Genomic DNA, 22368 nt, shown 5'->3' on the forward strand with positions numbered 1-22368 from the left:
CTAGGCTCTGCGTTTTCTTCCCAACACCTCCTCTATAGAATGTACCGGTCTTTCACTGTGTCCAGATTGTGTCTGGGAATTCTGAACCACCTCGGATAGGGCGATGCCTGTTGCGGTGTGCTTACTCGAAGTACCTTTTTGGCTCGCAAACAAATCTATGTGGTTCTTCGGGTGCTGTGCTGTAAATGGGTACTCGATCGAAGCCTTGCTCATCAGCATCGGTGGCATGCTTGGCGCGCAGATCATTTTTCGTGAGCCGTGCAATTAAGCCTTCGTGCATTGCCTTGCGCATGCCGTACTGCTAGCGGCTATGAAATGAATCCTTGCGCCTTTCTGCTTCGTAAAGTGATCCAACCCGTGCGCTGTCTGAGTCCTGTTTTATATTTGAACAGGGCATAGGGCCTCACCTATGGTGACGTGAATTTCAGAAAGCGAGCGAACTCTGAGTGGGTTCTAAATGGGTGATGAGAGGGCCGCGATGTTTTAGGAGGTATATGATGCAGTTAAATCAATTGATCTACAGATTCTTGATTTCACTGTGGAGGTTCGGTGACGCGATTCAATCAAGCCCGTGTAGTAGCCCCCTTGGGGCATGATGCAGAGGTGACGGCCCGCTTTAACTTTACGGATCTCAGGCAGAAGGCTAACAATCTAGCCGAGAGGCCTCTTATAGCCTGTATTGACAGCTTGGCTAGCATCTGGATGTTGCGCCGTGGACAGATAGCACTTATGTCATATCTTCAGATGCAGCTCCCGCACAAGAGCAATCAGCGCGGCGTTGAGCGTAATTTTACGAACACCTACCGCTTAACACAATTTCGGCAGGGTAACTATAGCGCCACAGAGAGCGTGTCAGCGAGCGTTTCCAATAGGTACGTTAGGGCGCTCTCCAGCGTGTAGCCGTCGGACCCAGTTTGTACTAGTGGTCGAGAGGCCCTTTTCCTCAAGCATTAAGACAGCCTCTATATCACCGTCATTTTTTTCTAGCACGTACGCTACTTTGCAGGGCTTACCATCAACCTCAATTGTTTCACCGCGCCCGGGTAGCGCATCAACGGCTATTGATCCATCTGAGTCGCGTGTCTCATATCGTACTTTCATAACCTTCTCCAATGAGGATGCAGGGTTACAGCGTAGACTATTCATTAGATGAACAGGTAACCCGTTACCTATAGATCGGAACCTTACCGTCGGCATGTCGTGAGACGCCCGGCACTACTGATGCGATGACGATGCTCAGTGAAAAGCGCTGTCTAGGCGGGTTGTAGCTTGGTTATCTGCGACGAACGGTTTTAACTTAGCTTTCTCGTCACAGTGCAGTGACACACTTCGTTCTTAATGCTATCAATGCGAACAACAACAGGGCGGTCTTCAGCAGGGTCTTCTGTAAATAATAGCCAGCTATTGGAATCCAGGCCCCGCACATATTCTTTACCTACCTCAGGGCTCTCTACCTGGTGCGTGCCAATTTGTGTAGTCATGCCAACTTCAAGGCGCTTTATGTCTTGCATGGGATTTACCTGTGTCGAAGAAAACAAAGTACCAGTAGGCATGCTACATGGCGCACTGGGCAATTCATATCATCTTCTATCCAGGCCCAACTGGTAGTCTTCCAGGAAAGATCTGCCAACACTACAGGCTGCTTCTCAACTGCTCGCAGTAGTGTACACGCAGTACCTGTAGGGACTCGGCGGCCTTGTTCCCAGCCGCGACGGGCCGGGGCTCACGCCCAATAGCTTGGCAAACTCACCCTGCGACAAACCCATGCGATGGCGTGTTTTCGTTGCTTGGCATTTTTCGAATATTGCTTACCCCAACTAAATACCTGGTGGCCTGACAGCCAAGAAGATATTGCCTTCACGCTGTCAAACCACAAGGTCGATTTCAGCAGACTAGCAGTTACTGCATAAACCAGCCGTGGCTTACTACCAACGACTGCCCGGTCATCACATTGCTCTCTGCACCCGCAAAGAACAGCACGGCATCGGTCACATCGTCAGTGGTAGTGAATTGCCCATCCACCGTGTCTTTTAGCATGATGTTCTTGATCACTTCATCTTCAGTGATACCCAGCTCTTTTGCTTGCTCAGGGATCTGTTTGTCTACCAATGGTGTGCGCACAAAACCCGGACATACCACGTTGGACGTCACGTTGTACTCGGCTCCTTCCTTGGCTAGCACCTTGCTGAGGCCGATCAGGCCATGCTTGGCGGTGACATAGGGCGCCTTGAGCTTAGAGGCCTCTTTAGAGTGGACCGAGCCCATGTAAATTACACGGCCATAATTGGCGGCATACATGTGCTTTAAGCAGGCTCGCGTAGTAAGGAATGCACCGTCAAGATGGATGGACAGCAGCTTTTTCCAGTCTTCAAATGGAAAGTCGACCAGCGGATGTACGGTCTGGATGCCTGCGTTACTGACCAGGACGTCAATCTTGCCGTACTTGGCAATGACCTCATTCACCGCCTTTTCGACTTGCGCTTCATCGGTGACGTTCATTGCCACCGCAAACGCATCGGCGCCCGAGGCCTTGATCTCTTCGGCAGTGGCCTTGGCGGCATCCAGGTTGAGATCAGCAATGATAGGAGTACCCCCCTCGGCAGCAAAACGAATGGCAATTTCCTTGCCGATGCCGCTGGCAGACCCAGTAATAAGACCAATTCTGTTGTCAAAACGCGCCATGATAAGCTCCTTTTAAGTGTTGGAAGTGTCATCAAGATAATCAAAAACAAACTGACCCAAGCCAAGGACCAGGTTGGCGATGCAGTGAGTGGCTGAAACCACGCCAAGAACCGGCAGATAAGCAGCATATAATCTCGCTGATCACTGTGGTAGACAACACTCCATAAAACTGTAAGCAACGGCTTTCAGAAGAGGGGAGTATGATTTGCTTAATTCCCCGTCTCTTTTGTAAACGTTTTGACACGCCTTTCTGTCCACCACATCCAGATAATCGAAATAAGCGTTACCGCGAAGCACAGCATCCATACGGTGGTGGCGATGCCTGTCAGGTCGACGAGGGCGCCAAACATGATAGGCAGTAGAAAACCTCCCAGGCCGCCTGCAAGGCCGACAATGCCGGACACCAAACCAAGGTTTTCCTGGTAGTCATTGGCAAGATACTTAAAGACAGAAGCTTTACCAATTCCCCACGCAATGCCCACTACAAATAACGCGGTAGTGAAAAGCCATACGGGAATGCCAAACCCAAACTCCACGCGAGCCCCATTGGCAGCGCCTTGTACGCTATAGTAGGTCTCTGGATAGGACATGATAAAGAGCGCAATTAAACTCGCCCATAAGCATGACCAGGTCACGGTGTGGGCGCCGAAACGATCCGATAACCAACCGCCGAAGGCGCGAATAATGCCGGAAGGCAAGACGAAAATAGTGGCAATCACGGCAGCTAACTGAATGCCAAAGCCATATTCATTCATGTAGTAACGGGTAAGCCATAGCGAGACGCCGACATAGCCGCCGAACACTACCGAGTAGTATTGGCAATACTTCCAGACTTTTGGGTCGTTGATAACGTTGAGTTGCTCACGCAAGGAGCTACGTTGTGTATTGCGGTGGCTCGGGTCAGTAAACGAGAAGAACCAAAAAAAAGCGGCAGTTGCGAGCATGATAATAGCGTACAGATTGGGTACAGCTTGCCAGCCAAGCATAACGATAACGGTAGGAGCGATGTATTTGGTAACAGCGGCACCCGCATTGCCCGCCCCAAACACCCCCATTGCCAAGCCTTGGCGATCTTTTTCAAACCACTTTGCCGTATAAGTGATACCAACCGAAAAAGCTCCCCCGGATAGGCCGATAAAAGCGCCTAGTATTAATAACTGCCAATAAGCGGTGGCGAACTGTACCAACCAGATAGCGGGCACAATAACCAACAGCACAATAAAGAAAACCGGGCGCCCGCCGTAACGGTCTGTCATTGAGCCCAGGGGCAAGCGGGCGAGAGCACCGGTAAGAATAGGAATGGCCGTTAAAATGCCAAACTGCGTTCCGTTAAGTGCTAATTCCTCGGCAATAGGAACGCCAATTTCACCAAACATGGTCCAGACCATAAAGCACATGGTGAACGCAAAGGTGTTGGCAATGAGTACCGCATTCTGCTTAAAACGATGGGTAGCCATGGCGCCCCCTGAGTTTTCGCGTCAATAGGATGGATAGCATTGATATCCAGGTTCCCAATTTAATAAGGCATCAAATCGCTATGGATTACGCACATAGGCATTTTTGCGCAGGTAGAACCACCAGTTGATCAGCAGGCAAACCAGGTAAAAAACGGCAAAACCATACATGGCTACTTCAGGCGAGCCTGCACGAATTTGATCCCCCAGCACAACGGGGGCAATAAACGAGCCGTAACCAGCAATAGCCGCTGTCCAACCCAGTACCGGCCCCTTTTTCTGCGCATCAAAAATAAAGCCAATACTGCGAAATGTAGAGCCGTTGCCGATGCCGCTGGCGGTGAAAAGCACCATAAACAGCAGCATGAATAACCAGAAGTATTGGTTAGGATCGGTGGCGTTGTACGCCAGCATCATGACGTAACCCGCCCCAACTGATGCAAAGACCATTACCACCGTGATGATTTGTGTGACCAGTGAGCCACCGAATTTATCGGCAACCCAGCCACCGATAGGGCGTACCAGCGCACCTATAAAAGGACCTATCCATGACCACGTAAGCGCGCTGGGCGCATCCGGATTGGCGATTCGATTAATGCTTCCATCGGCGGCTATTTCGGCCATATTGCCGAATATAATCGTGATTGAAAGGGGAAGAGCCGCTGAAAAGCCAATAAATGAGCCAAAGGTGACGATGTAAAGTAGCGTCATTGCCCATGTGTGTTTATCACGGAAAATCGTAAACTGTTTTTGGATATTAGGTTTGATTTGTTCGCCAGGTATAAGGCGCAGCATGATCAGAGTGACAATGACGGTGCAGGGCAGAGCCAGCCACATATTTAGCCAAGACAGCGCCACAAGGCCAAGGAACGTCGCAATAATACCGACACCATAAAGCCCCAGTATTTTGCCAAATGCCTGTAGCGGTGTGCCTGGGTCGGGGCTAATAGGGCGCAAGTTGTTCATGCCAAACCAGCCAGCAAAGGCCAAAGGGATGAGAAAGAGCACCCAGATAAACGCCGCATTCTGTATCCAGGTAAGGGTGCCCGCCTCAATGCGGCCAATCAAGGTTCCGCTTGTGTTTTGAAGCTCCATGGGGCCGCCCGCAAGAACACCAAAAAGGCCGACAGTCATCACCAGGGGAACAAGGATTTGCATGGTGGTGACACCAAAATTGCCAAGCCCTGCGTTCATTCCCAGTGCGTAGCCTTGCTGTTTTTTGGGATAGAAGCTCGAAATATTACTCATGGAACAGGCAAAGTTTCCTCCGCCAATACCTGATAACAGGGCCAGTGCCTGAAAAATCCAGAAAGGCGTGTTCGGATTCATAAGCGCGAATCCAGTGCCTGCTGCGGGTATGATCAGCAATGCTGTGGTGAGAAAAACCGTATTACGTCCCCCCGCTAAACTAAGCATAAATGCCGCAGGGATACGTAATGTTGCGCCCGCCAGCCCCGCAGTAGCGGTAAGGGTAAAGAGCTGGTCAGTAGTGAAAGGAAAGCCCAGGTTTTGCATCTGGGTGGCGATCATGCCCCACATCATCCATACCGCAAAGCCTACCAGAAGGCTCGGAATAGAAATCCATAAATTGCGGTTTGCAATGTGCTTTCCTTCGTTTTCCCAGAAGCCGGAGTCTTCGACATCCCAGCGTTCAATGTCAGCATTTTTTCTGGCCATCATGTACCCCCTTGTAGAAAAGTGCCGCATAGCACTGCTTATACGAAAGATACGCGCTAGCAAGCAGAGGGGGAATGAGGCAGGTCAATGGATGGGAACTCTCAAGTACCTCTTACGAGGTATGTATATTAAGTATCTAATGTATTGTTTTTAAAAGTTTTAATGATACGCCTGGTGGTGTAATAAATGGCAATAAGTGGAAGTTGGATTTTAAGGGGTATCCACTCATGGCAGGCTTTCAGCTACTTATTGAGGCCTTCTTGTACGGCCCAAACAGCAGCTTCAACGCGCGAGCGCAGGCTTAGCTTCTTGAGCAGGTGCTTAACATGTACCTTGACGGTGCCTTCGGTAATATCAAGCTTGCGAGCAATGAGCTTGTTCGACATGCCCGCGGCTAATTCGGCAAGAATCTCTTTTTCGCGCTGAGTAAGCGCATTAATAGACGGTTTCGTAGGGAGTGAACGCTGGTTGCGCAATGCTTGGGCAAGTAGCGCTGTTAAAGTTTCGCTAATGGCCATGCGGCCTTTGGCAGCCTGGCGCAGTTGATGAATCATATCCTCTGGCTCCATGTCCTTTAACAAGTAGCCATCGGCCCCGCCACGTAGCGCATCGACCACGTCGGCTTCCTGATCTGACACGGTATACATAATGACGCGGCCTGCATAACCTTCTTCGCGCAAATGTTTAAGTGTTTCCAGGCCATCCATTTCGGGCATATTGAGATCCAGCAGTACCATGTCTGGGTCAAGCGTAATGGCTTGATGGATGCCTTCACGGGGGCTTCCTGTTTCAAATACCAATGCCAGATCATCTTCCATTTCCAGTAATTGACGTACGCCTCGTCGTAGCAATGGATGATCATCAATTACGATAAGTGTGGCGGGCTCGTTGTAAATTTCGCTAGCCATATTCAAGTACTTCCTTCCTTGATAAGACGTTCGGTCAACGGGGTAAAGTACAGATAAACGCCTGTGCCTCCTTCCGGTCGATTATTGAAGTGAAGGTCGGCATTAATGTTATTGGCTCGGTCACGCATGATCACTAGCCCGTAGTGCATGGGGGGGGACTGATCATCCTGTAGGCCTATACCGTCATCTTCAATCGCCAAGCGCAGTGTTGCCTGGTCAAATACCAGGCTAACGTGTGCCCAGTGAGCTTTGGCATGTTTATGTGTATTGGCGAGTGCTTCACGCGTGATTTGCAGCAGGTGTATTTCTTCACTTGCGCTAAGTAATTGGGGTGGCAGGCGGTAGGTTAGCTCGACCGGGAATCCAAGCCGCTGGCTAAACTCTTTGATGGTTTGCTGAAGTGCGGGCTGAAGACCTGGCTTATCCAAGCTAAGCCGGAACGTACTTAATAGCTCACGGAGCTGGCGATAGGCACTATTCAGCCCTTCACGTAAATCGCTGGTTACACCACTTTGTTGCTCAGCGGAAAACTGTTTCTCCTGCATACGTTCCAGGCGTGTTACCTGCATTTTTAAATAAGACAGCGACTGCGCGAGGGAATCGTGAAGCTCACGGGCAATAATCGTGCGCTCTTTGACAAGAGAAAGTTGTTGCTCTTCTTCAATACGCTTCTGCAAAAAGATAGCCGTAGCCAGGTTGTCGGTAAGCGTATTGAGTAGCTGCTGCTTCGATGCGTTGATGGGTGCAGAGTAGCCCACGGTAAGAGAGCCAAGAATCTCCTCGCCAACCGCAACGGGCAGCACGATCGCTTCAGTATTTCGAGCAATCGCATTGGCCCGTTGCGGCTCCAGGCAGGCAAGGCAGTTTAAGTCGCGACAATAGAGAGGCCGCTCGGATGAGTGGGTTGCCAAAATTGCCATATCAGTATCGTCATACTCGCTGCGCAGCGAAAGCACGATAGGGCCGATATCCAGTAAGTCTTCAAGCTCGCGTAAGATAGGTGCCGTGCTGGCGCAAAGGTCATTGCCGCCCCCATAAAGCGTACGGCTCCCATTGTGAATGATCTGGAGAGCGCGATTGTGGCGTTTAAGCTCTGCCTGCTTGCGAGATACACGCGCTTCCAACGCTTGGTAACGCGTATCCAGCCTCGCTGCCATCTGATCAAAAGCGCGCCCAAGCTGGCCTAGCTCATCGTGGCTAGAAAAATTAGAGCGATACTGGAAGTTGCCATGGCCCGCTTCGCGGCTCAGGACTCTAAGCTGGCGAAGCGGCGTCACCAGATTATGCCGAATATCGTAGAGCGCAATGAAAAGCAGCACACCAATCAAAAGGAAAAAAAGCAGCTGCAGAGAACCCAGTAAATGCATCTTGGATTTAGTGCTGCTTTCAAGTGTCGAGACATACTGGTCAATATGATGAATAAGATTATTCAGCGCTACTCTGGCTTGTGCTATATCGTTGCTACTACCGTGAATAGCATCATCAAGCAGGGGGATTAAGGTGTTATGCCACAGCGCTTTTAGCCCAGTAAGCTGCTCTTGAAGCACCTCATCATGGGTGTAGTGATACCCAACGGCGAGTGCTGGGCCTTCCAGTTTCGCGGTAAGTTGATCAGTCAGTCGGTTAACGTTTTGTTGAGACCCGTTTTGCGCTTGGGTCAATGGGCCTAAGGCTTCAGAAAGCTGAGCGCTGTTCAAGCGTAATGAGCCCGCGACATTAATCGCCGCTGCATCGCCTTGGCTATTTTGGGCAACCATCATGGTGAAGCCGATGCTGAGAACGGTCATCCCCGTGATGGCCAGGAGGTAAGCAGTAATACGAGCTACAAGAGAGTGGCGTAAGAGATTCATGCGACTCCCATGGATTTAAAAAAGAAGGGGCCTTAAAAAGACAAGTAAAAGCTGCTGAATCCGACGGCATGGCTAACGATAAATGACTATATTACTTATCGAAAGATATGAGAAGCAGATACACCGTATCTTGGTGAATCATGTAATCTTCTTTGTCTCTCGTCAATATAATGGTTGGTTAAGAGGCCTATCACGTAAAACTTAAACAAATGTGAGGCTGTGTGTTTTTTTAGAATTCGAGTATTTCTGATGAGCGTTATTTTTAGTGCTCACAAGCGACACGTCTTCGCACATTGAAAATGCGCTAGAACTATGGCGTTCAACGGTGTTTAGTAAGCCCAAACAACCGCGAGCAAAACACCCCATCCAAGAATGCCGGCTGACATAATAGTATAAGTGGCTGATATAGTGGCAACATCCAACTCGTTACGAGTGCAGAGCGCTTGCAAACCGTGATAAATCAGACTGCATGAAACGCCTAGAGCCGCCAATCCGACGATCATATTGAAAAATAACGAGGGCACCCATAGCGCAAGGGATGAAATCCATAAGGGAAGAGGAGCGAGTGTGGCAAGCAAATAGGCATTTTTATAGCTAATTGAAAGTTGCTCGACACCATTGACGACTGCGTGAATAACCCAGCCCATTATAAAAAAAGTCAGTAGCTCGGCCAAAAAAAGAATCGTCGTAATAAACCGCCACTCCCTTTCAGCAAAACCGGTCATAAAGGTATCGCCATAATGCGTTCCTGCATAATAGAGCATTAAAGGGGGCAATAACGACATGGGAAGAACCACACACCACGCTAACGTCGGAATGGAGGGCGAGTTCGCTTTAAGCGCTTGCCAGCCAGCGCGATGACTAAAGGGCATTTTGAAAAATGTCAGTACATTCATCTCAACTACCTCTTGGTGTCTTAAAATTAAACGGCTATATATCATATGATGATATTTTATTTTTAGAGGACGTCTTCGGTATTGTCAAGCGGGGAAAAGTCGTCACGAGCACGTTAAGGAGCATCCATGGCAGAAAAAACAGCAGTGCAAAAAGGCGAGCTTGATAAGGAAGATTTCGAGCGGCTATCCCAGTTTCGCTATCAGTTACGCTGTTTTTTACGTCGCAGCGAAGATATCTGCCGCAAGCATGGGCTCACCGCGTTGCAATACCAGCTGTTGCTGCACTTACGCGGCTTTGCTGAGCGTGATTGGGCAACGGTAGGTGAGCTTGCCGAGCGGCTGCAAGCCAAGCATCACGGCACTGTGGCATTGATCGATCGCTGTGAGCAGCTATCACTCGTTGAGCGCCGTCAAGGACGTGAAGACCGCCGCCAAATAGAGGTGCACTTGTTGGAGGAGGGAATCGAACGCGTCACCCGAATTGCGGAAGCGCATCAGCCAGACCTCTACCAACTTCATGCCGGTATGTTATTCCCGCCTGGTGAGTAATGCGCGTTAATGGCGTCACTTTTTATAGGTAGCGTCATCAGCTTAGCCATGAAAGCGGAGTCCGATGCATCGCAACGCCCAGTATATAGATAAATACAAGCACCGCTGCCACGGCGGCACCGGCCCGAATGGCTGGCGTTTTACCGCGTTTAATCGCCATTGTGCCGAGCAGAATATAAACAATCAGCGCGGTGGTTTTGGCGCTGAGCCATGGCGGAAGTGGCCAGAAGTTCAGCATGATGGCCAATAGCACGCCGAAGGTCAGAAGCGCCGTATCGATGATATGAGGGAGTATCTTGACCCAGCGCGCCTTAAGAATCGGTCGCTCAGTGACTGACCAATAAGCACGTACTATAAAGAAGGCGAGGCTCGCATAGGCGGCCGCCATATGAAGATGCTTAACCGCAAAATAGTGCTCAATCATACGTTTATCTCTGGATTAAAATAGCTTCTTGTGAACAAAAAATACCTCTTTTCGCTGAGGGGTTATACGGAGTTTCATCGCTATCTTGTCTGATTTACTGCCATGAATGAAACGTCGTCACCTGTGGTCTTTAGCCGCGTATCCCTTAAGAGGTAGGGTGGGGTTATATGGAGGTAACCAGGCAGATATTGCCGTTTTAATCGCTCAGAATCGATTTCCAAGACGCCTGTTTAGGCATTGCTTTCTTTTTGGCGCCAGGGAGATCGACCATGAGTCATTTCATTGACCGGCTAAATTTTTTCCGCAAAACGCGCGAGCCTTTTGCCAATGACCACGGCGAAGTTCGCCAGGAAGACCGCCAGTGGGAAGACAGTTACCGCCGCCGATGGCAACACGACAAGGTCGTCCGCTCTACCCACGGGGTTAACTGTACCGGTTCGTGTAGCTGGAAAATTTACGTCAAAAACGGCCTGGTGACATGGGAAACTCAGCAGACTGATTACCCGCGTACACGCCCCGACCTGCCTAATCATGAGCCTCGCGGCTGCCCTCGAGGGGCGAGCTACTCGTGGTATCTTTACAGTGCTAACCGCCTCAAGTATCCCCTTATCCGTAAACCGCTGTTGGCGCTTTGGCGTGCGGCGTTAAGTGAAAAAGGCGACCCGGTAGAGGCCTGGGCTTCAATTGTTGAAGACCCGGCCAAAACCAAAGAGTACAAACGCGCCCGCGGCATGGGCGGCTTTGTTCGTGGCAACTGGGATGAGCTTAACGAGTTAATCGCGGCTTCCAACGTTTATACCGCCAAACAGTACGGGCCTGATCGTATCATTGGCTTTTCGCCTATCCCTGCCATGTCGATGGTCAGTTACGCCGCCGGTAGCCGCTACCTGTCGTTAATCGGTGGCGTATGCATGAGCTTTTACGACTGGTACTGCGATTTGCCACCCGCCTCGCCGATGACCTGGGGCGAACAAACCGATGTCCCCGAATCTGCCGACTGGTACAACTCAGGCTATATCATTGCCTGGGGGTCGAATGTGCCTCAGACCCGCACACCAGATGCCCACTTCTTCACCGAGGTTCGCTATAAGGGCACCAAAACCGTTTCCATTACCCCTGATTACGCTGAGGTTTCCAAACTCACAGACGAGTGGCTCTCTGCCAAGCAGGGCACCGACGCAGCACTCGCTATGGCCATGGGCCACGTCATTCTCAAAGAGTTTCATCTTGAAAATCCCAGCGCCTACTTTACTGATTACGTGCGCCGGTATACCGATATGCCCTGCCTGGTCGAGCTGGAGCCACGCGATGATGGCTCTCTTGTGCCCGGGCGCCAACTGCGTGCCAGTGACATTGCTGATCACCTGGGGCAGGACAATAATCCTGAGTGGAAAACACTGGTTTGGGATGACGCACGTGATCAGTTGGTGGTGCCGCTGGGCTCTATTGGTTTCCGTTGGGGAGAAGAAGAAGCTCACCAGGGTAAATGGAACCTGGAACCTTTGGATGCCGACGGCGTTGAGATTTCACCTCTCTTGAGCCTTGCCGAGCGCCACGACGAAGTCGCGCGCGTGGCCTTTCCCTATTTTGGCGGTATCGAGCATAAGCACTTTGCGCATGTAACAGGCGAAAGTGGCGACCGCTTGTTCCACAGCCTGCCCGCCAAACGGCTGCAAAAAGCCGATGGCAGCAGCGTGCTGGTAGTGACTGTCTTTGACCTGATGTGTGCCAACTACGGTATCGACCGAGGGTTCGGCCAAGCGGGCGAGGACGATGGGGCTACCGACTATGCTCAGATAAAACCCTACACCCCCGCTTGGCAGGAAAAAATTACCGGCGTCTCGGCAGAGCAGTGTACCCGCATCGCTCGAGAATTTGCCGATAATGCCCACAAGACACGTGGGCGCTCCATGATTATCGTTGGTGCCGGTATGAACCACTGGTACCACATGGACATGAACTACCGCGGCTTGATCAATATGCTGATCATGTGCGGGTGTATCGGTCAGAGTGGCGGCGGCTGGGCACACTATGTGGGTCAGGAAAAATTGCGCCCCCAAACGGGCTGGCTGCCCTTGGCATTTGGGCTTGATTGGACGCGTCCACCGCGCCATATGAACTCTACGTCGTTCTTCTATAACCACTCTTCGCAGTGGCGCTATGAGAAGCTTGAGATAAAAGAGATTCTTTCGCCACTGGCTGACCCACGTCGTCACACCGGCAGCCTGATCGACTACAACGTACGCGCCGAGCGTATGGGCTGGCTGCCTTCTGCTCCTCAGCTAACCACGAATCCGCTGCATTTAGCGGGCAAGGCCAAAGACGCCGGTATGGCCACCAAGGATTATGTCGTTCAGCAATTAAAAGCCGGTGAGCTTTCCTTTGCTGCCGAAGACCCGGATAACCCCCAGAACTTCCCGCGTAACATGTTTATCTGGCGCTCCAACCTGCTGGGTAGCTCCGGTAAAGGGCACGAGTACATGCTCAAGTACCTGCTGGGGACTCGGCACGGCATTCAGGGGAAAGACCTAGGCGATTTTGGCGGACAGAAGCCTGAAGAGGTTAAATGGCACGACGAGGCGCCTGAAGGCAAGCTTGATCTATTAGTCACGCTCGATTTTCGTATGTCGACGACCTGCCTCTACTCGGACATCGTGTTACCCACGGCGACCTGGTATGAAAAGAACGACCTTAATACCTCTGACATGCACCCGTTTATCCATCCGCTAACGGCTGCCACCGATCCTGCCTGGGAGTCGCGCAGCGATTGGGATATTTATAAAGGCATCGCCAAGGCATTCTCCAAAGCGTGTGTGGGCCACTTGGGTGAAGAGACGGATTTAGTCACGCTACCCATGCAGCACGACTCTCCCGGCGAGCTCGCGCAGATAGATGTAAAGGATTGGAAAAAGGGCGAGTGCGCGCCCATCCCCGGCAAGACCATGCCTGCATTGATGGAAGTACAGCGCGATTACCCTGCCACGTACGAGCGTTTTACCTCACTTGGCCCGGCGCTTGAAAAACTCGGCAATGGTGGCAAAGGCATTAGTTGGAACACGGATAGCGAAATAGAACTGCTCGGCAAGCTGAATCACGTTAAGCGAGAAGGCCCGGCAAAAGGGCGCCCGAACATCGAAAGCGCTATTGATGCTGCTGAAACCGTACTGACGCTGGCGCCAGAAACCAATGGTCAGGTAGCACTCAAGGCGTGGGAGGCGCTCTCCAAAATTACCGGGCGCGACCACTCGCATCTGGCACGACCTAAAGAGGATGAAAAAATCCGCTTTAGCGATATCGTGGCGCAACCGCGCAAGATCATTTCCAGCCCCACGTGGTCGGGCCTGGAGGATGAGCACGTCTCCTATACCGCCGGGTATACCAACGTTCATGAGCTGATTCCGTGGCGCACGGTCAGCGGTCGTCAGCAGTTCTATCAGGATCATGCCTGGATGCGTGACTTCGGCGAAAGCCTGTTGGTATATCGCCCACCGATCAATACCCGCGCCGCGGAAAATTTCAAGCTGCCCGAGGATAACGGCTTCAAAAGCAAGGCACTGAATTTCCTGACACCGCACCAAAAGTGGGGGATTCACTCCACCTACTCCGACAACCTGCTGATGTTGACGCTGAACCGCGGTGGCCCCGTGGTGTGGCTTTCCGAAGGTGACGCCGCCGATATCGATATTCAGGACAACGACTGGATAGAGGTTTATAACGCCAACGGCTCGATTGCTGCCCGTGCAGTGGTCAGCCAGCGTGTCAAGGATGGCATGGTGATGATGTACCACGCCCAAGAGCGACAGGTGAACGTCCCCGGTTCGGAAATTACCGGCACGCGTGGCGGTATTCATAACTCCGTGACCCGTGTTTGCCCAAAACCCACCCATATGATCGGCGGCTACGCCCAGCTCGCTTACAGCTTCAACTACTACGGCACCGTAGGCTCGAACCGCGATGAGTTCGTGCTGGTACGCAAGATGAAGCATATCGAATGGCTGGATGGTGAAGGCCAGGATGACGTTCAGGAGGCGGTGAAATGAAAATTCGCTCTCAGGTAGGCATGGTCCTCAACCTTGATAAGTGCATTGGTTGTCACACCTGCTCGGTAACGTGCAAAAACGTCTGGACTAGCCGCGAAGGTGTCGAGTATGCATGGTTCAACAACGTTGAGACCAAGCCGGGTATCGGCTATCCCAAGGAGTGGGAAAACCAGGCCAAGTGGAAGGGCGGCTGGATGCGCAGCCGTGATGGCAAGATCGAACCGCGCATTGGCGGTAAATGGCGCGTATTGGCCAATATCTTCGCCAACCCCGACTTACCCGCTATTGATGACTACTACGAACCTTACACCTTTGACTACCAGCACCTGCACACTGCTAAACCTGGCCAGCACCAGCCGGTAGCCCGCCCGCGTTCACTGATCTCTGGCGAGCGTATGAAGAAAATTGAATGGGGCCCTAACTGGGAGGAAATTCTGGGCACCGAGTTTGCCAAGCGTCGCAAGGACATCAACTTTGAACAGGTGCAGGCAGATATCTACGGCCAGTTCGAAAACACCTTCATGATGTATCTGCCACGCCTGTGTGAGCACTGCCTTAACCCTACCTGCGTGGCAAGCTGCCCCAGTGGCGCCATTTATAAACGTGAAGAAGACGGCATCGTACTGATTGACCAGGATAAGTGCCGCGGCTGGCGGATGTGTATTTCCGGTTGCCCCTACAAGAAGATCTACTACAACTGGAAAAGCGGCAAATCCGAGAAGTGCATTTTCTGCTATCCGCGTATTGAGTCGGGCCAGCCAACCATCTGCTCAGAAACTTGCGTGGGGCGTATTCGCTATTTAGGTGTCCTGCTTTATGACGCCGACCGCATTGAGGAAGTCGCAAGCTCCGCCGACGAGCAGGACCTTTACCACCGCCAGCGCGATATCTTCCTGGACCCTCATGACCCTGAGGTCATTGCCCAAGCCAAGAAAGACGGTATTCCCGACAACGTCATTCAGGCCGCTCAGGCATCGCCTGTCTACAAACTGGCCATTGATTGGGAGCTGGCGCTTCCGCTGCACCCTGAATACCGCACGCTGCCCATGGTCTGGTACGTACCGCCGCTGTCGCCCATTCAGTCTGCAGCCGAAGCGGGTAAGGTCGAGTTCAATGGCGTGATGCCAAAAATTGAGTCGCTGCGCATCCCGGTGAAGTACTTGGCCAATATGCTGACCGCCGGGGAAGAAGCCCCCGTTGTGCTCGCGCTTAAGCGTTTGATGGCGATGCGCCTTTATATGCGCGGTAAGCATGTTGAAGGAGAAGCGGATATCAGCGTGCTGGAGGATGTGGGTTTAAGCGTCGCCCAGGTAGAAGATATGTACCGCTATCTGGCAATCGCCAACTATGAAGATCGGTTCGTGATTCCAACCAGCCACCGGGAGATGGCGCGCGATGCCTTCCCGGAACGGGGTGGGTGTGGATTCACCTTTGGTGATGGCTGCAACGGCGAGAGCACGGCGAACCTGTTCAACGGTCGGCCTATTGAGAGCACGATGGTGAAACCGGTCAATGTTTTTGATCCGCAGGCGCAACCCGAGGAGACTCGTCATGAGTAACCTCGCAGAACCGCTCTTGACCCCAGAGCAACAGACCATGCGCAGCCTGCGCGTACTGTCGCGGTTGCTTGACTACCCAACAGCTGAATTGCAGCAGGCCGTAGGGGAACTTGTCGAGATCGTGGCCGCGGAGGATCGCTGGCCCGCTTCGTTACGCCAACGTTTGATGAGTTGGTGTCAGCAAATTGCCGATAGTGAGCTTTTAAGCCTTCAAGCCGAGTATGTCGCGCTTTTCGAACAGGGCCGGGCTACATCGATGCTGCTGTTTGAACACGTACACGGAGAATCACGAGAGCGTGGCCAGGCCATGGTGGATCTCATGGATGAGTACCGAAAGGCGGGGTTTGAGCTAGACGCCCGGGAGCTTCCTGACTATTTACCGCTGTTCCTGGAGTATCTCTCAACGCGAAGCGATGCGGAAATGGCCCGCTGGATTGGCAATATCCGCCATATTCTGGCGCTACTTGCCGCTCGCCTGGAAGAGCGTGATAGCGACTATGCCCTGGTGACCCATGCGCTGCTGGCGCTCATCGGCGCCGAAGCGGACATAAACGCGCATCGCTCCGTTGTGAAGGCGGAAAAGCCTGACAATACCCCCGAAGCGCTGGATGCCGTCTGGGAAGAGGAAGCCGTACGTTTTTCTGCGGCATCCGACGAGGACTGTGCGTTGCAATCTGCCGAAGGGCGTCGCTTGGCTGAACGCAAGCAGGGCGTTCAACACGATGCCGTTCGCATTCTCTCTCCCGGAGCCCAGCCTCCGGCAATGGGTCGTTAACAGGAGAATCTCAATGTCCGCCATTACGACTTACCTCGAGTATTTTATCTACGGCTACTATCCCTATCTCGCCGGTACCGTGTTTCTGTTTGGGAGCTTGGTGCGTTTTGACTACGGGCAGTACACCTGGAAGACCGGCTCCAGCCAGATGCTGTCGACCAAAAACATGCGCCTGGCCAGCAATCTCTTCCATATCGGTATCATTACCATCTTTTTTGGCCACTTGGTTGGTCTGCTTACCCCACACTGGATGTATGAGCACTTTCTTCTCCCTAGCACCAAGCAACTGCTTGCCGTGGTGATTGGTGGTATTGCCGGCGTGTTGTGTGTGATCGGCGGGGCGATGCTGCTTTATCGGCGGATGTTCAATCCACGTGTGCGTGCCTCATCGAGTAAAATGGATACGCTGATTCTGGCTATTTTGCTTATTCAGGCATGCCTTGGGCTGACTACCATTTTCTTCACGCTGGGCCATATGGATGGTGAAATGATGCTGACATTGGCAAGCTGGGCACAGGCCATTGTGTTCTTTAACGGCGGCGCAGCGAACTATCTGCAGGATGTTTCCTGGATATTCAAGCTGCATATCTTTTTGGGGCTAACCATTATCCTGTTGTTCCCTTTCACTCGGCTAGTGCATGTATGGAGCGCGCCTTTCGGTTATCTGACCCGGCGCTATCAATTAGTGCGTAAACGCGGCTAAGCGCTAATTTATCAGGAGAGTTGTTATGCAAATGATTGATATCGAAGCGCTGCCAAGTGAAGCCACGCTACCCTTGATACAGGTGGGCAGCCGCGCTATTGAAGAAAGCGACATTGCTCATGAAATGCAGTATCACCCCTCAGACAGTGCGGGGAGTGCCCAGCTTAAAGCTGCGCGGGCGTTAGTTGTCCGCGAACTGCTGTGTCAGCAGGCCCAGGCGCAAGGGTTAGTGGCTGACGATGAAATAGCAGATGACAAGGTGATTGCTCAGCTTCTTGAGCAGGCGCTGAACGTGCCGGAGCCCAGCACTGAGGATTGCCAGCGCTTTTATGCGCACCACCCAGAGCGTTTTAGTGAACCCACACGCTTAAAGGTGCGCCACATTCTGCTTGCCGCAGCACCAGAAGATGCGGTGGCTCGGGATGCACACTATCAGCAAGGCGTAACACTGCTGGAAACATTGAAGGACGATCCTGCGCGCTTTACGGAGTTTGCTCAGCGCCACTCAGCGTGTCCCTCCAACACCCAAGGTGGGGAACTCGGCTGGTTGGCCCAAGGGCAAACGGTTGCTGAACTTGACCGAGTGCTGCATCACTTACCCAACGGCCTTCATGAGCGGCCCATTGCCTCCCGCTATGGTTGGCACTTGGTGGTAGTTGATGCCCGTGAGGAAGGGCAGTTGCTGCCTTACGAAGCCGTTACCGAACGTGTTCGCCATCACTTGGAAGAACAGGCAACGCGACGCGCATTGCGCCACTACCTGTTGTCATTAGAGACGGAGATAGGCGTCCAAGGAATCGCGCTTGACGACGACGCGGGCGGTAGTCTGATGCAATAGGGCCACTCTGCGTGGTTATCGGCTTGTCCGGACTTTATGGAACCATTTCTTTCTTCGAAGGTTGAAGTGATATAGGAAAAAGGAGGATGGCCATGGAACACGTCGATAAGTGTCAGAAATGTGGTAAGGAATATATCGCCGACGCAAACGATACGGAAAATGCCCTCCCAACGTGTGGCACTTGTGGTGCAGAAATATACAGAAGGGGGGCGAACTCAGAGTTTAGCGTGACAGGTGATAATGATGATGAGCATCCGATTGAAAGGGGGTTGCGAAAAGTCACCGATGAACTTACCGGAGATAAAAAGAAAGTTTGATTGAACCGCTTGTGGCTGAAAACTCTCATAGACTCCGTCACCCTTGGCCTAGACGGCGTTACGGCTAGCCAAGGGTCGCAGAACTAAATATCACGCTACATCGTTATGTTGCTCTGCTAATGCCCTGCGTAGCTTGGCGTTTTCAGTAGCCAATATCTTGTTTTCGGTGATAAGCCCATATTTTTCAGATTCAAGACTGTCGACACGGTTGATAAGCTGGTTGATAACCAAACGCCGATAAATGGCTGAAAACGCAATTTTGGTACCCTGATGAATAGCGATCATCACTTTCTCCTCCTTGAGTTATGTATCAATCCCGAATACAGGTGATAAAAGACTATAGGCCTTTTTTCATCTGATGTTTCATACTATTTTTAAATCAAAAGAACATTTCTTATTATTAATTTATATTATCGCATGCGGTATCCTCAATAAGCATGATAAATACGATTATACTTATAACTATTTATGATTAAGTTTCTACTGCTTAACCCGAAGTAGATTAGCAAGTAGTCTCATTGTTTGGCTAGTTGGCTAACTAATGGAGTTGCTAAAGGTTGATAAATAAGTGCGTTTTTCACTATCAATTATACTATGTTGCTTACAGGCCAATTTTAGTGTGGCAATACTGGCGAGAAAATCCGTGCTGCGGATTTTAATATTAAGCCCGGTGTGACATCTGGATGATGAAGGCGAGGGCGACCACCAGGTTGAGACGCTACTTAGATCGTTAACTGGTAAAAAATAGCCGCCTCTTTCTGCTTGCTACATTATTATCGTCCACCAGCCTGTCAGGCTGGTGGATGTTCAGCCATCATACCGGTTAATAGGGTTTGAAAACCTGCCGCCTGAAATTGATGCTTTGATACCGAAGCTCCATGGTTTGCCGTGGGGCTTTCGTTCATTGAGTGCCTTCATTTCTGATACCAGACATAAACAGCAGGCTTAACGGTGTAGTGCGTTGAGTTGTTAATCATTATACGGCATAACGGTACTGCAGAAATTTTCTTTCAGGGAATGCCTATGTCGATGTTTTTCCAGCGTCTTAAAGAAGTGTCTTCTCCTGCTGTTGGCCTTGGTTGTATGAACTTGTCTCATGGTTATGGTCAGCAGGTGTCTGAAAAAGACGCCCTGCGAGCATTGCATGAAGCGTTTGAAATGGGATATCGACACTTTGACACCGCGACACTGTATGGGGCCACGGCGAATGAGCGCTTGCTGGGCAATGCCTTAAAAAACAAGCGCCAAGCGCTGTTGTTGGCCAGTAAATGCGGTATGGCGATTGACGTTGAGACGGGAAAGCGGGTTATCAATGGTCGACCAGACATACTACGTCAACAGTGTGAGGCAAGCCTGACACGTTTAAAGACCGATCATATCGATATCTATTACCTGCACCGGCTTGATCCTGACGTACCCGTCGAGGAGAGTGTCGGCGCACTTGGTAAGTTGGTCGATGAAGGCAAGATAGGCGGTGTGGGGCTGTCGGAGGTTTCAGCGAAAACGCTTTCCAAAGCGCATAAGGAGTATTCCATAGCAGCAGTGCAGTCAGAGTATTCCCTCTGGACGCGCAACCCCGAAATTGCGCTCATTAAAGCCTGCCAAACACTAGATGTGGCGATGGTTGCATTTAGCCCCTTGGGTCGTGGGTTTTTGGCAGGTGCGATTCAGGTCGATACAGTGTTTGGTGAGGGTGATATGCGGGCTAACATGCCACGTTTTAACGCTGACAATCTGCCTAAAAATCTAGCGGTGCTTTCACGCTTTCAGGCGCTAGCCCAGTCGCTTGACGTGACTACCGCCCAATTGGCACTGGCCTGGGTAAATGCGCAAGGTAGCCATATAGTGCCCATTCCTGGGACTTGCTCAATCGCTCATATGCGTGAAAACTTGGCAGCCGATAGTTTGGTGCTCGATAAAAACTATCTCAGTGACCTCAACTCAATGATGACGCCTGAGCAGATAGCCGGTGAACGGTATAGTTCAGCGCAGCAAGCGGACATTGATACGGAAGAATTTAATCAATAGAAAAGGGATGGGGCGCGATTTGTCATGACATGTTTTTTTGTCTAATACCACTATTATTTTCAGCCTACTTTAAGCTAGCATTCAGCAAAAGGCTGGCTATCGCCAGCCTGGTTCAGGAAGCCACCATGATCAAAGCTTTAATTATCTGTTTTGCAATGCTTTTCGTACAGCTTGCGGTACTGCATGTGGTTGATGCCCGGCTATATGCCTCGCAGGATGTTCGCCACACCGCCAGCAGCGTGGTTACTCCGCCGAAAAAAGATGAAGAAATAGAGAGCTAGAAATAGAGTGTTAGTAATCAAGTGTTAAAAAGCACGACTGGTGATGAGGATATTCGCCAGTCGTGCTTTTTTCTGCGATGCGCCACTATATTAAGCATAGTCGACTATTCTTTCGTTAGAAAAAGGTTGAGTACTTTACGTGAGCGAAGCGATAAGGACTTGCGTCTGGAACTTGGTAGCGGCATGCTGGTCTATTGTTAGCACTATTATTTGGGGAGCATATATAGATGGCTTATAACGATCTGAACACGGCACAAACACGATCCAGTGGTGTTGCCAACAGCGTCAGCACCAATAAGGTACTGCGCAATACCTACGCATTATTGGCAATGACACTGCTTTTCTCAGCAGTGGCCGCTGGCGCATCAGTGGCTATGGGTATCCAACAAATGAACATCTTTGTGTTCTTTATTGGGGCCTACGGCTTGATGTTCCTGGTACATAAAACGGCAAATTCTGCGGCTGGTTTGCTGGCCACCTTCGCTTTTACCGGTTTTATGGGGTTCACACTGGGACCCATCATTTCAGCCTATTTAACGCTCCCTAACGGTGGCGCGCTGATTATGAATGCGCTGGCAATGACAGGCCTTACCTTCTTTGGTCTTTCAGCGGTTGCGTTAACGACCAAGAAGGATTTCAGCTTCTTAAGCAACTTCCTGCTGGCTGGCGCTATTGTGCTAGTGCTTGCGATGGTTGCTGGCTTGATCTTCAACATTCCTGCCCTGTCACTGATGGTATCAGCAGGCTTTGTTCTGTTCGCCTCAGCGGCCATCCTGTATCAAACCAGTGAGATCATTCATCGCGCTGGTGAAACGAACTATATTCTGGCAACCGTTACGCTGTATGTTTCTATCTACAATCTGTTTATCAGCCTGCTTTCAATTTTAGGTATTATGAGCAACGACTAACCAATAGCGTTGTCAGTTGGTAACCGGACAGACCCTACTCGTAGGGTCTGTCTTTTTTTGGCTATCCGATTCGAGAGACGATAATGGAGTATGGTTTATTGGTGATGGGTGCGCCGTATACCAGCCCCGCACCACACTCTGCTTTAAGGTTTGCTCGTACGCTGCTGGCACAGGGGCACCACTTGTCGGGCGTATTTTTTTATCATGAAGGGGTGCACAACGCGTCTTCACTCATGGCTCCGCCCCAGGATGAACTTAACCTGCACGATGCCTGGATCGAATTACACCGCGCGCATAACATTCCCCTAGACGTATGCATAGCGGCGGCACTAAGGCGTGGCTTGGCAAGTGAGGCGGAAGCGCTGCGTCATGGTAAAGCATCGTTTAATATAGATGCGCCCTTTGAGTTAACCGGGCTAGGGCAGCTGTTAACCTTGCAGCAGCGCTGTGATCGTTTTATTACGTTTGCCTAACAGGAG

At 51.2% G+C, this 22368-nt stretch carries 20 protein-coding genes; 11 read left to right on the top strand and 9 right to left on the bottom strand.

Annotated features, from left to right (window positions below; genetic code table 11):
* Window positions 1-1292: 1292 nt before the first annotated feature.
* The 7 genes from ACT3RU_RS02705 to ACT3RU_RS02735 all read right to left on the bottom strand — a co-directional run bounded on the left by ACT3RU_RS02705 (window position 1293) and on the right by ACT3RU_RS02735 (window position 9512).
* The gene (locus tag ACT3RU_RS02705) at window positions 1293-1481 is read right to left on the bottom strand and encodes a hypothetical protein (protein WP_192527011.1); all 189 of its coding nucleotides are present in this window, start codon (window positions 1479-1481) and stop codon (window positions 1293-1295) included.
* 418 nt (window positions 1482-1899) lie between these two features.
* Window positions 1900-2682 carry a 3-hydroxybutyrate dehydrogenase gene (locus ACT3RU_RS02710; RefSeq protein ID WP_192527010.1) on the bottom strand — a complete coding sequence of 261 codons (783 nt, stop codon included), beginning with the start codon at window positions 2680-2682 and terminating at the stop codon, window positions 1900-1902.
* Window positions 2683-2891: 209 nt separating this feature from the next.
* Window positions 2892-4139, bottom strand: a complete 1248-nt coding sequence (locus ACT3RU_RS02715; protein WP_192527009.1) for an MFS transporter — start codon at window positions 4137-4139, stop codon at window positions 2892-2894.
* Between the two features lie 78 nt (window positions 4140-4217).
* Window positions 4218-5813, bottom strand: coding sequence for an MFS transporter (locus tag ACT3RU_RS02720; protein ID WP_192527103.1), 1596 nt, complete (start codon window positions 5811-5813; stop codon window positions 4218-4220).
* Window positions 5814-6055: 242 nt separating this feature from the next.
* Complete coding sequence (gene narL, locus ACT3RU_RS02725) at window positions 6056-6721, bottom strand: two-component system response regulator NarL (RefSeq protein ID WP_192527008.1); 666 nt, start codon at window positions 6719-6721, stop codon at window positions 6056-6058.
* Window positions 6722-6723: 2 nt separating this feature from the next.
* A complete protein-coding gene (locus ACT3RU_RS02730) occupies window positions 6724-8571 on the bottom strand; it encodes a histidine kinase (RefSeq protein WP_192527007.1) in 1848 nt (615 codons plus the stop codon).
* Window positions 8572-8900: 329 nt separating this feature from the next.
* A complete protein-coding gene (locus tag ACT3RU_RS02735) occupies window positions 8901-9512 on the bottom strand; it encodes a Yip1 family protein (RefSeq protein WP_483392496.1) in 612 nt (203 codons plus the stop codon).
* Between the two features lie 81 nt (window positions 9513-9593).
* Here ACT3RU_RS02735 and ACT3RU_RS02740 point away from each other — a divergent pair, with 81 nt between their 5' ends.
* Window positions 9594-10016: a MarR family transcriptional regulator gene (locus ACT3RU_RS02740; RefSeq protein WP_192527006.1), complete on the top strand. Its 423-nt coding sequence runs from the start codon at window positions 9594-9596 to the stop codon at window positions 10014-10016.
* 37 nt (window positions 10017-10053) lie between these two features.
* On the opposite strand, the gene ACT3RU_RS02745 is transcribed toward ACT3RU_RS02740, so the two are convergent.
* Entirely contained in the window at window positions 10054-10440 is a 387-nt protein-coding gene (locus ACT3RU_RS02745) for a SirB2 family protein (RefSeq protein ID WP_192527005.1), read from the bottom strand.
* Window positions 10441-10709: 269 nt separating this feature from the next.
* Between ACT3RU_RS02745 and ACT3RU_RS02750 the strand changes: the two genes are divergently transcribed.
* The 6 genes from ACT3RU_RS02750 to ACT3RU_RS02775 all read left to right on the top strand — a co-directional run bounded on the left by ACT3RU_RS02750 (window position 10710) and on the right by ACT3RU_RS02775 (window position 18672).
* A complete protein-coding gene (locus tag ACT3RU_RS02750; RefSeq protein WP_192527004.1) occupies window positions 10710-14480 on the top strand; it encodes a nitrate reductase subunit alpha in 3771 nt (1256 codons plus the stop codon).
* The gene (gene narH, locus ACT3RU_RS02755) at window positions 14477-16039 is read left to right on the top strand and encodes a nitrate reductase subunit beta (RefSeq protein ID WP_087105403.1); all 1563 of its coding nucleotides are present in this window, start codon (window positions 14477-14479) and stop codon (window positions 16037-16039) included. The genes ACT3RU_RS02750 and narH overlap by 4 nt, the downstream gene beginning before the upstream one ends.
* On the top strand, window positions 16032-16814 hold the full coding sequence (narJ, locus tag ACT3RU_RS02760) for a nitrate reductase molybdenum cofactor assembly chaperone (RefSeq protein ID WP_192527003.1): 783 nt from the start codon (window positions 16032-16034) through the stop codon (window positions 16812-16814). Before narH ends, narJ begins: the two co-directional genes overlap by 8 nt.
* Window positions 16815-16827: 13 nt before the next feature.
* Entirely contained in the window at window positions 16828-17517 is a 690-nt protein-coding gene (narI, locus tag ACT3RU_RS02765; RefSeq protein ID WP_087105405.1) for a respiratory nitrate reductase subunit gamma, read from the top strand.
* A 25-nt stretch (window positions 17518-17542) separates the two neighbouring features.
* The gene (locus tag ACT3RU_RS02770) at window positions 17543-18355 is read left to right on the top strand and encodes a peptidylprolyl isomerase (protein WP_192527002.1); all 813 of its coding nucleotides are present in this window, start codon (window positions 17543-17545) and stop codon (window positions 18353-18355) included.
* Between the two features lie 92 nt (window positions 18356-18447).
* Window positions 18448-18672 carry a hypothetical protein gene (locus ACT3RU_RS02775; RefSeq protein WP_192527001.1) on the top strand — a complete coding sequence of 75 codons (225 nt, stop codon included), beginning with the start codon at window positions 18448-18450 and terminating at the stop codon, window positions 18670-18672.
* Window positions 18673-18762: 90 nt separating this feature from the next.
* On the opposite strand, the gene ACT3RU_RS02780 is transcribed toward ACT3RU_RS02775, so the two are convergent.
* Window positions 18763-18957 (bottom strand): hypothetical protein, encoded by a 195-nt coding sequence (locus tag ACT3RU_RS02780; RefSeq protein ID WP_192527000.1) that lies wholly within the window; start codon window positions 18955-18957, stop codon window positions 18763-18765.
* A 738-nt stretch (window positions 18958-19695) separates the two neighbouring features.
* Here ACT3RU_RS02780 and ACT3RU_RS02785 point away from each other — a divergent pair.
* The 4 genes from ACT3RU_RS02785 to tusD all read left to right on the top strand — a co-directional run bounded on the left by ACT3RU_RS02785 (window position 19696) and on the right by tusD (window position 22362).
* Entirely contained in the window at window positions 19696-20700 is a 1005-nt protein-coding gene (locus ACT3RU_RS02785) for an aldo/keto reductase (protein ID WP_192526999.1), read from the top strand.
* A gap of 125 nt (window positions 20701-20825) precedes the next feature.
* Window positions 20826-20981, top strand: coding sequence for a hypothetical protein (locus ACT3RU_RS02790; RefSeq protein ID WP_192526998.1), 156 nt, complete (start codon window positions 20826-20828; stop codon window positions 20979-20981).
* A gap of 227 nt (window positions 20982-21208) precedes the next feature.
* Window positions 21209-21889, top strand: coding sequence for a Bax inhibitor-1/YccA family protein (locus ACT3RU_RS02795; RefSeq protein WP_172116655.1), 681 nt, complete (start codon window positions 21209-21211; stop codon window positions 21887-21889).
* 83 nt (window positions 21890-21972) lie between these two features.
* The gene (gene tusD, locus ACT3RU_RS02800) at window positions 21973-22362 is read left to right on the top strand and encodes a sulfurtransferase complex subunit TusD (protein ID WP_192526997.1); all 390 of its coding nucleotides are present in this window, start codon (window positions 21973-21975) and stop codon (window positions 22360-22362) included.
* The last annotated feature ends 6 nt before the right edge of the window (window positions 22363-22368 follow it).

This window comes from Halomonas sp. TP35 (assembly GCF_052375975.1).
Lineage (GTDB): Bacteria > Pseudomonadota > Gammaproteobacteria > Pseudomonadales > Halomonadaceae > Vreelandella > Vreelandella citrativorans.